At 41.0% G+C, this 884-nt stretch carries 1 protein-coding gene; it reads left to right on the top strand.

The features are described from left to right. Nucleotides 1-884, top strand: an 884-nt coding sequence (locus tag A1QC_RS15510) for a hypothetical protein (protein ID WP_039836403.1), incomplete at both ends; no start/stop codon positions are given.

Here is an 884-nt window from a genome sequence, read left to right as displayed (position 1 = left end):
ATTGATAAAGATGGCGACCCTAGTTCCCCTATTGATATTCATGTGACTATTAAAGATGGGAGTGATGCAACGGGAGGAGATACCAGTGTTACTTTAACTGAAGCTGATTTAGACGATGCTGGGGCTAGCACATACCCATTACCAGCTGCAAGTGGGTCACTTACGCTAAACAAGGTGACTGATGATTTAGTTAGCAATAGTTTACAAGTGGATCCTAATATTATTGATGTATTAAAAGGGGAACTGCTTGCATTAACTTCCGGTGGTAATGCATTAGATATAACTATATCCACAGATGCGGATGGCATCATTACCATCACGGCGACTTTGAAAGATAGCATGGATGAAGCGCTCGAGATAGTCTTAACACCAACAGCTGATCTGGCTAGTGGCAATATTGATATTGCGATTTCGGTGACGCAAACTCTGCCATTAGATCATAAGTCTGTTACGGGGACTTACGTTAACGTTAATGATACTGAGTTAACGATTGTGATCCCAGTTCAAGCCAATGATATCGATAATGACCCTTTAACAGAATCGGCTAATGTTACCGTGATTATTACGGATGGTGCATTGCCGGTGATCAGTGCGGGAACTACAGCTGAAATTATAGAGTCCTCTGTAGAAATAGATGGGGAGATGGTGATTGGTGGTACCGGAAAAGGTAGTGTTACTTTGGATGTGGGATCGGATGCGATTGATTATTTTGAATGGAATGTGACTCAAAATACATTTGATGGCTTACTGACCAATGGGGTCAGTACCGATTATACTGTGACCAAAAATATTATTGAAGTGTATTCCATTGATGCTTCTGGTAATCGTGTAGATACCATTTTAACTATCACCATGAATACCGATGGTACCTTTGATGTGGTACA

Source organism: Vibrio rumoiensis 1S-45, assembly GCF_000286955.2.
GTDB lineage: Bacteria > Pseudomonadota > Gammaproteobacteria > Enterobacterales > Vibrionaceae > Vibrio > Vibrio rumoiensis_A.
Note: the sequence above shows the minus strand (reverse complement) of the source record. Positions and strands in the feature narration are given on the sequence as shown.